The sequence below is a fragment of the Actinomyces sp. MRS3W genome, from assembly GCF_032465695.1.
In the GTDB taxonomy this organism is placed as follows: Bacteria; Actinomycetota; Actinomycetes; order Actinomycetales; family Actinomycetaceae; genus Actinomyces.
This window is the reverse complement of sequence record NZ_JAWDJJ010000096.1, coordinates 1-7,108: the sequence shown is the minus strand read 5'-3', so window position 1 is coordinate 7,108 and position 7,108 is coordinate 1. Positions and strand designations below refer to the sequence as shown.

The window sequence follows — 7,108 nt, the reverse complement described above, 5'->3', positions numbered from 1 at the left end:
GACCGGGACCGGGAACGACGCCGCCGGCCGCCGTCGGCCCATCGTCACCGAGGCCGAGTTCCTCGCCCGCCGGGAGAGCGTCGACCGCCAGATGGTGGTGCGCGAGCAGGACGGCCTCAACCAGATCGCTGTCCTGGAGGACGGGCTGCTCGTCGAGCACTACGTGGCCCGCCACACCCAGACCTCGCTGGTGGGCAACGTCTACGTCGGCCGTGTGCAGAACGTGCTGCCGTCCATGGAAGCGGCCTTCGTCGACATCGGTAAGGGCCGCAATGCCGTCCTGTACGCGGGCGAGGTCAACTGGGACGCCGCCGGTATGGAGGGCAAGCCGCGCCGCATCGAGGATGCCCTGTCCAGCGGGGACACGGTCCTGGTACAGGTCACCAAGGACCCCATCGGTCACAAGGGTGCCCGCCTGACCAGCCAGATCACCCTGGCCGGTCGCTACCTGGTGCTGGTGCCCGGCGGCACCATGACCGGCATCTCCCGCAAGCTTCCGGACACCGAGCGGAACCGGCTCAAGAAGATCCTCAAGCGGATCGTCCCCGACGACGCCGGCGTCATTGTGCGCACCGCCGCCGAGGGAGCCGGGGAGGAGCAGCTCGCCGACGACATCAAGCGGCTCGTGGCTCAGTGGGAGTCCATCGACAAGAAGTCCTCCCAGGTGCTCAAGGGCTCCGGCAAGGCGCCGGTGCTGCTCAAGGCCGAGCCCGAGCTGGCCGTGCGCGTGGTTCGCGACGTCTTCAACGAGGACTTCCGCAAGCTCATTGTGCAGGGACCGGACGCCTGGAAGACCATCAGCTCTTACGTGGGCGACCTCAGCCCCGAACTGACCGAGCGCCTCGAGCACTGGGTCAGCCCGGAGGATGTCTTCACCGCGCACCGCATTGACGAGCAGCTCGCCAAGGGCTTCGACCGCAAGGTGTGGCTGCCCAGCGGTGGCACGCTCATCATTGACCGCACCGAGGCCATGACCGTCATCGACGTCAACACCGGGCGCTTCACCGGTGGTGCGGACGGCACGCTGGAGGAGACGATCACCCGCAACAACCTCGAGGCCGCCGAGGAGATCGTCCGCCAGCTGCGGCTGCGCGACATTGGCGGCATGGTGGTCATCGACTTCGTCGACATGGTGCTGGAGTCCAACCGGGACCTGGTGCTGCGCCGCCTGGTGGAGTGCCTGGGACGGGACCGTACCCGCCACCAGGTCACGGAGGTCACCTCCCTGGGGCTGGTGCAGATGACCCGCAAGCGCGTCGGCCAGGGGCTGGTCGAGGCCTTCTCCACGCCGTGCGAATGCTGCGGCGGGCGCGGGTTCATCGTCCACGAGAACCCGGTGGAGAACCAGGCCGTCGACATGTCCGCCTCCGCGCAGCGCTCAGCCGGCTCCGGGCGGGGCCGCCGCGGCCGTGACGAGGCCGCCGCCAAGCCGTCCAAGGCCTCGAAGTCCTCTGGGCGCCGGACCAAGCGTGAGGCTGCGGACGAGTCCGCCGGCGCCTCCGAGCGGGACGACGCCGCCCGGTCCGCCGTGCGCGGCGCCCTCGCCCAAATCGCTGCGGCCGCCGAGCACGCTCACGAGCACGCCCGCAAGGACTCGGACGCCCCCGAGCAGGACGCCCCCGAGCAGGCCGCCCCCGAGCAGGCCGCCCAGCCTGCGGAGGTTGCCGAGCAGCCGACGTCGGCCGAATCGGAGCAGGCCTGAGCGCGCGGGGTGCGGAAGAACACAGGCGCTCGGGCCCCTGGCGGGTTGGTGTCGCCCGCCGGATCGCATAAAGTAATCCGGCGGTGCATTCCGCACCCTTGCCCAAGTAGGCGCCCCTCACACGGTGAAGCTTCGCTCCCGTGAGTGGGCGGCTAGAAGAATCGACAGAGATGAGCAGTCAAGTGGTCTACGCGATCGTCAAGGCCGGCGGCCGTCAGGAGAAGGTCTCCGTCGGCGACGTCGTGGTTGTTGACAAGCTTGCCGGCGAGGTCGGCGACGAGGTCAGCCTCGCCCCGGTGATGCTGGTGGATGGAGACAAGGTGACCACTGCCCCCGCAGACCTGGCCAAGTCCTCCGTCAAGGCCGAGATCGTCGGCGACGAGAAGGGCCCCAAGATCAACATCCTTAAGTTCAAGAACAAGACGGGCTACCGCAAGCGCCAGGGTCACCGCGCCAAGCTCACCGCCATCAAGGTCACCGCGATCGGCTGAGTGGGCCGACCCGCCCGCAGTATCCTTCAGGCATCAGCGAAACAGAAAGAAGCTCGACATGGCACACAAGAAGGGTCTTGGCTCCTCCCGCAACGGCCGCGACTCCAACGCCCAGCGCCTCGGCGTCAAGCGCTTCGGCGGCCAGTTCGTCAAGGCCGGCGAGATCATCGTCCGGCAGCGCGGCACCCACTTCCACCCCGGCAACAATGTTGGCCGCGGCAAGGACGACACCCTGTTCGCCCTGACGGCCGGCAACGTTGACTTCGGCACCTACCGCGACCGCAGGGTCGTCAACGTCGTCGCATCCGAAGGCTGATATTCAGCCTCCACCACCATGACGGTATCCGCGAGGGCGGGCGGCTTCGGCCGTCCGCCCTCGCGGGTGTTGGCCCCGGGGAGCACACCCCGTACCGCCCGAGGAGACGCCCATGCCCAGCTTCATTGACCGAGTGGTCCTCCACGTCGCCGGTGGCGACGGTGGCCACGGCTGCACCTCGATCCACCGCGAGAAGTTCAAGCCCCTGGCCGGCCCCGACGGCGGCGACGGCGGAACTGGCGGCAGCGTCGTCCTCGTCGCCGACCCGCGGGTGACCACCCTGCTCACCTATCACCGCTCACCCCACCGCACCGCCGGCAACGGCGCTCCCGGCATGGGTGGGTGGCGGCGCGGCACCGACGGGGAGGACCTCACTTTGCCGGTGCCGCCCGGGACCGTGGTCAAGGACTCCGATGGCTCCGTGCTGGCCGACCTGGTCGCGGCGGGTGAGCGCGTCGTCGTCGCCCAGGGCGGAACCGGCGGCCGCGGCAACTTCTCCCTGTCCTCTCCCAAGCGCAAGGCCCCCGGCTTCCACCTGCTCGGGGAGCCCGGCGAGGCGCGCGACGTCACCCTGGAGCTGAAGACTCTCGCCGACGTCGCCCTGGTCGGCTTCCCCAGCTCCGGCAAGTCCTCCCTCATCGCCGCCATGAGTGCGGCCCGGCCCAAGATCGCCGACTACCCCTTCACCACGCTCACGCCGAACCTCGGTGTGGTGGAGGCCGGCGAGGTCCGCTACACGATCGCGGACGTGCCCGGCCTCATCCCCGGCGCCAGCGAGGGCAGGGGCCTGGGCCTGGACTTCCTGCGCCATATTGAACGCTGCGCCGTGGTGGTGCACGTGCTGGACTGCGCCACCCTGGAGCCCGGGCGCGATCCGCTCAGCGATTTCGAGGCGATCGAGGCGGAGCTGGCCGCCTACGCCGACGCGCTCGACGAGCAGGAGGTCGACCCGGTCCTCACCGGGCTGCCGCCACTCATGGAGCGTCCCCGCGTGGTCGTGCTCAACAAGGCCGACGTTCCCGAGGCGGCCGACCTGGCCGACCTGGTGCGGGAGGATCTGGCCGGACGCGGCCTGCCCACCTTCACGGTCTCCGCCGTCTCCCACCAGGGGCTGTCGGCACTGTCCTTCGCCCTGGCCGACCTCGTGGCGCGCTCACGCGAGCAGGCGCCTCCCGCTCCCGAGCGCCCCGTCATCCGCCCGGCCGCCGTCGCCAGCCGCCGGGGGACGGCGACGGCGACCGTGCGCGTCATCCAGCACCCCGCCGAGGGCACGGTCTACCAGGTGCGCGGCGACAAGCCCGAACGGTGGGTGCGTCAGACCGACTTCTCCAACGACGAGGCGGTCGGTTACCTCGCGGACCGCCTGGCCGCCGGCGGCGTCGAGGACGAGCTCGCCAAGGCCGGCGCCCATGCCGGAGACACCGTCCTCATCGGTGACGTCGAGGGGGGCGTCATCTTCACCTGGGAGCCGTCCCTGACCACCGGCGCCGAGCTGCTGGGCGCCCGCGGCACGGACGCGCGCCTGGAGGACCACCACCGCCGCACCAACGCCGAGCGGCGCGAGCGCTACCACGACTGGATGGACGCCAAGGAGGCGGCCCGCCAGGAACTGCGCGACGAGGCCGCCGAGGGCCTGTGGACCGACCCCGCCACCTGGCAGGAGGACGCATGAGCACCACCGCTGGGCGGGGTACGCGCCCCGCGGCGCTGCCGGAGGGCGCGCGCGTCGTCCTCAAGGTCGGCTCCTCCTCACTGACCCGCCCCGACGGCGGTCTGGACCTCAACCGCATCGACATCCTCGCCGGGCTGCTGGCCGGGATGCGGCGGCGCGGACACGACGTCGTCCTGGTCTCCTCCGGGGCGGTGGCCGCGGGCCTGGTGCCGCTGGGCCTGGAGGCCCGGCCCGGGGAACTGCGCCTGCTGCAGGCGGCCGCCTCGGTGGGGCAGGGGCGGCTCGTCTCCCGCTGGCAGACCGCCTTGAGCGCCTATGGTGCGGTCACCGCGCAGGTGCTGCTCACCGCTCAGGACGTGGCCGTGCGCAGCCACTACCGGACCGTGCGCGCCACCTTCGACACCCTGCTGTCCATGGGGGCGGTGCCGGTGGTCAACGAGAACGACGCCGTGGCCACCGCCGAGTTCAACCTGGGGGACAACGACCATCTGGCCGCCCTCGTCTCCCACCTGGTGACCGCGGACGTGCTCATCTTGTTCACCGACGTCGACGGCATGTGGACCGCCCGCCCGGGCACGCCCGGCGCCCGCCCGGTGCGGTACGTCGGCGCCAGCAGCGAGCTGGCCGGGGTACGGGTTGACGGCGACGCCGGCGCGCTGGGAACCGGGGGCATGGCCACCAAGGTGCAGGCCGCCACCATCGCCTGTGCCTCCGGCACCGCCACGATTATCGCCGACGCCGACGACGCCCCCGGCTGCTCGGCGGGCGCACCGTGCCCGCCGACCTGGGCACCTGGTTCGCGCCCACCGGCCCGCACCGCCCCAGTCGGCGGTTGTGGATGGCCCACGCTTCCATGCCTGAAGGCCGCGTGCTCATCGACGCCGGGGCGGCCCAGGCCGTCACCGAGGGCAAGAAATCCCTGCTGCTGCCCGGCGTCGTCGGGGTGGACGGGGACTTCGAATCCGGTTCCGTGGTGGAGATCGTCGGCCCGCAGCGGGTCATCGCCCGCGGCATCTGCCGCTACGCGGCCGCCGAGATCGAGGAGGTGCTCTCGGCCCGCGGCCGCGGCGCCCCCGCCCCCGGCGACCATGTGGCCCCGGTGGTGCACCGCGACGATCTGGCCGAACTGCCCCGTACCGCCGGCGCCTGACGGCCGGCTCATGGGTACCCTCCGGGCGCGGAGCGGGCTAGAGTCGGGTGCTATGACGTCCACATCCGTAGATGCCGCTGGGTCCGCCACCGATGCCGAGACCCTCGTCGCCACCACCGCCCGCGCCGCCCGCGAGGCGCAGCGCGCCCTGGCCGGGGTCAACCGTGAACGCAAGGATGCTGCCCTGCACGCCATGGCCGACGCGCTCACGGCGCGGGCCGACTCCATCCTGGCCGCCAACGCCGAGGACCTGGAGCGGGCGCGGGCCGCGGGCATGAAGCCCGGCCTGGTGGACCGGCTGGCCCTCACCGAGGAGCGCGTCGGCGCCATCGCCGCCTCACTGCGAGAGATCGCGGCCCTACCCGATCCCGTCGGCGAGATCGTTGACGGCCAGACGCTCCCCAACGGGCTGCGAGTGCGGCGGGTCCGCGTACCCCTGGGCGTGGTCGGCATGATCTATGAAGCCCGTCCCAACGTGACGGTCGACGTCGCCGCCCTCACGCTCAAGTCCGGCAACGCCGTCGTGCTGCGCGGCGGCAGCGCGGCCGCCAACACCAACGCCGCCATCATCACCGTGCTGCGGGACGCCCTGACCGCGGCGGATCTGCCGGCCGACTTGGTGACCACCATCGACCCCGCGGGCCGGGCCGGCGCCAACGCGCTCATGCATGCGCGCGGCCTCATCGACGTGCTCGTGCCGCGTGGCGGGGCGGGCCTCATCCGCACCGTCGTCGAAGAGTCGAGCGTGCCCGTCATCGAAACCGGCTCGGGCAACTGCCATGTCTACGTCGACGCCGGCGCGGACCTGGCCGCTGCCGTCGAGATCATCGTCAACGCCAAGACTCAGCGGGTGGGGGTGTGCAACGCCGCCGAAACCCTGCTCGTGCACCGGGCCGCGGCCGCCGCCTACCTGCCGGCCGCAGCGGCCGCCTTGTGGGAGCGCGGCGTCACCCTCCACGCCGACGCCGCCGCACGCGCCTGCCTGGAGGAGCAGGCGGCAGCGGAGGGCTACACGGACCTGCTCACCGAGGCCACCGAGGCCGACTGGGACACCGAGTACGGCAGCCTGGATCTGGCGGTGCGCGTGGTGGACACCATTGACGACGCCATCGCCCACATCACCACCTACTCCACCGGGCACACCGAGGCGATTCTGAGCCAGGACGTGGCCGCCGTCGACCAGTTCGTGAGCCAGGTGGACTCGGCCGCCATCATGGTCAACGCCTCCACCCGCTTCACCGACGGCGGGCAGCTGGGCCTGGGCGCCGAGCTGGGCATCTCCACCCAGAAGCTCCACGCCCGCGGCCCCATGGGGCTGGCGGCGCTGACCACCACCAAGTGGATCGTCGAAGGCCGCGGGCACGTGCGGCCCTGACCGGTTCCTGGAGGGCGCGGATCGCGGAACTTAGCCACCCCTCAGCAACATCGACCGGTTTCGGCATGTTATTAGTGCCGGTTTCGGTGAGGGGTGGCGGGCGGTTCGTATAATTCTTGGTGGCGCTCATGCGATAGCGGGAGGGCAGAGGCATGAATCCTGACCGTGGCAAGCCGCTGGCCGTGTTCGTCGCCGCTGCGGCCGCCGTGCTGTTGATCGTGGTGGGGATCACGGTTATGCGGGACCCGTCCGGGCTCGGTGACGAGCCCGGTATCGCCATGACGCCGGCCACCACCGACCCCGCCGAGGCGGCGCGCAGCGCCGGCCCGCTCATGTCCCCGTCACCCTCACCCACCGACGATAGCGACGCCGACGACGACACCGACGACGACGCTCCCGCGG

The 7,108-nt window shown here is 71.5% G+C and carries 6 protein-coding genes and 1 pseudogene; all 7 read left to right on the top strand.

Annotated features, from left to right (window positions below; translation table 11 throughout):
• The coding region (locus RWX45_RS03005; RefSeq protein ID WP_316022303.1) for an Rne/Rng family ribonuclease at positions 1 to 1,702 on the top strand (1,702 nt) is incomplete at its 5' end.
• A 170-nt stretch (positions 1,703 to 1,872) separates the two neighbouring features.
• Positions 1,873 to 2,193 (top strand): 50S ribosomal protein L21, encoded by a 321-nt coding sequence (gene rplU, locus RWX45_RS03000; RefSeq protein ID WP_316022302.1) that lies wholly within the window; start codon positions 1,873 to 1,875, stop codon positions 2,191 to 2,193.
• Between the two features lie 58 nt (positions 2,194 to 2,251).
• Positions 2,252 to 2,509, top strand: a complete 258-nt coding sequence (gene rpmA / locus RWX45_RS02995) for a 50S ribosomal protein L27 (protein ID WP_316022301.1) — start codon at positions 2,252 to 2,254, stop codon at positions 2,507 to 2,509.
• A 112-nt stretch (positions 2,510 to 2,621) separates the two neighbouring features.
• The gene (gene obgE / locus RWX45_RS02990; protein ID WP_316022300.1) at positions 2,622 to 4,181 is read left to right on the top strand and encodes a GTPase ObgE; all 1,560 of its coding nucleotides are present in this window, start codon (positions 2,622 to 2,624) and stop codon (positions 4,179 to 4,181) included.
• Positions 4,178 to 5,331 (top strand): annotated as a pseudogene (proB, locus tag RWX45_RS02985) (glutamate 5-kinase). The gene obgE and the pseudogene proB overlap by 4 nt, the downstream one beginning before the upstream one ends.
• Before the next feature lie 52 nt (positions 5,332 to 5,383).
• Positions 5,384 to 6,706: a glutamate-5-semialdehyde dehydrogenase gene (locus tag RWX45_RS02980; protein WP_316022299.1), complete on the top strand. Its 1,323-nt coding sequence runs from the start codon at positions 5,384 to 5,386 to the stop codon at positions 6,704 to 6,706.
• A gap of 152 nt (positions 6,707 to 6,858) precedes the next feature.
• On the top strand, positions 6,859 to 7,108 hold a 250-nt coding region (locus RWX45_RS02975), incomplete at its 3' end, for a hypothetical protein (RefSeq protein ID WP_316022298.1).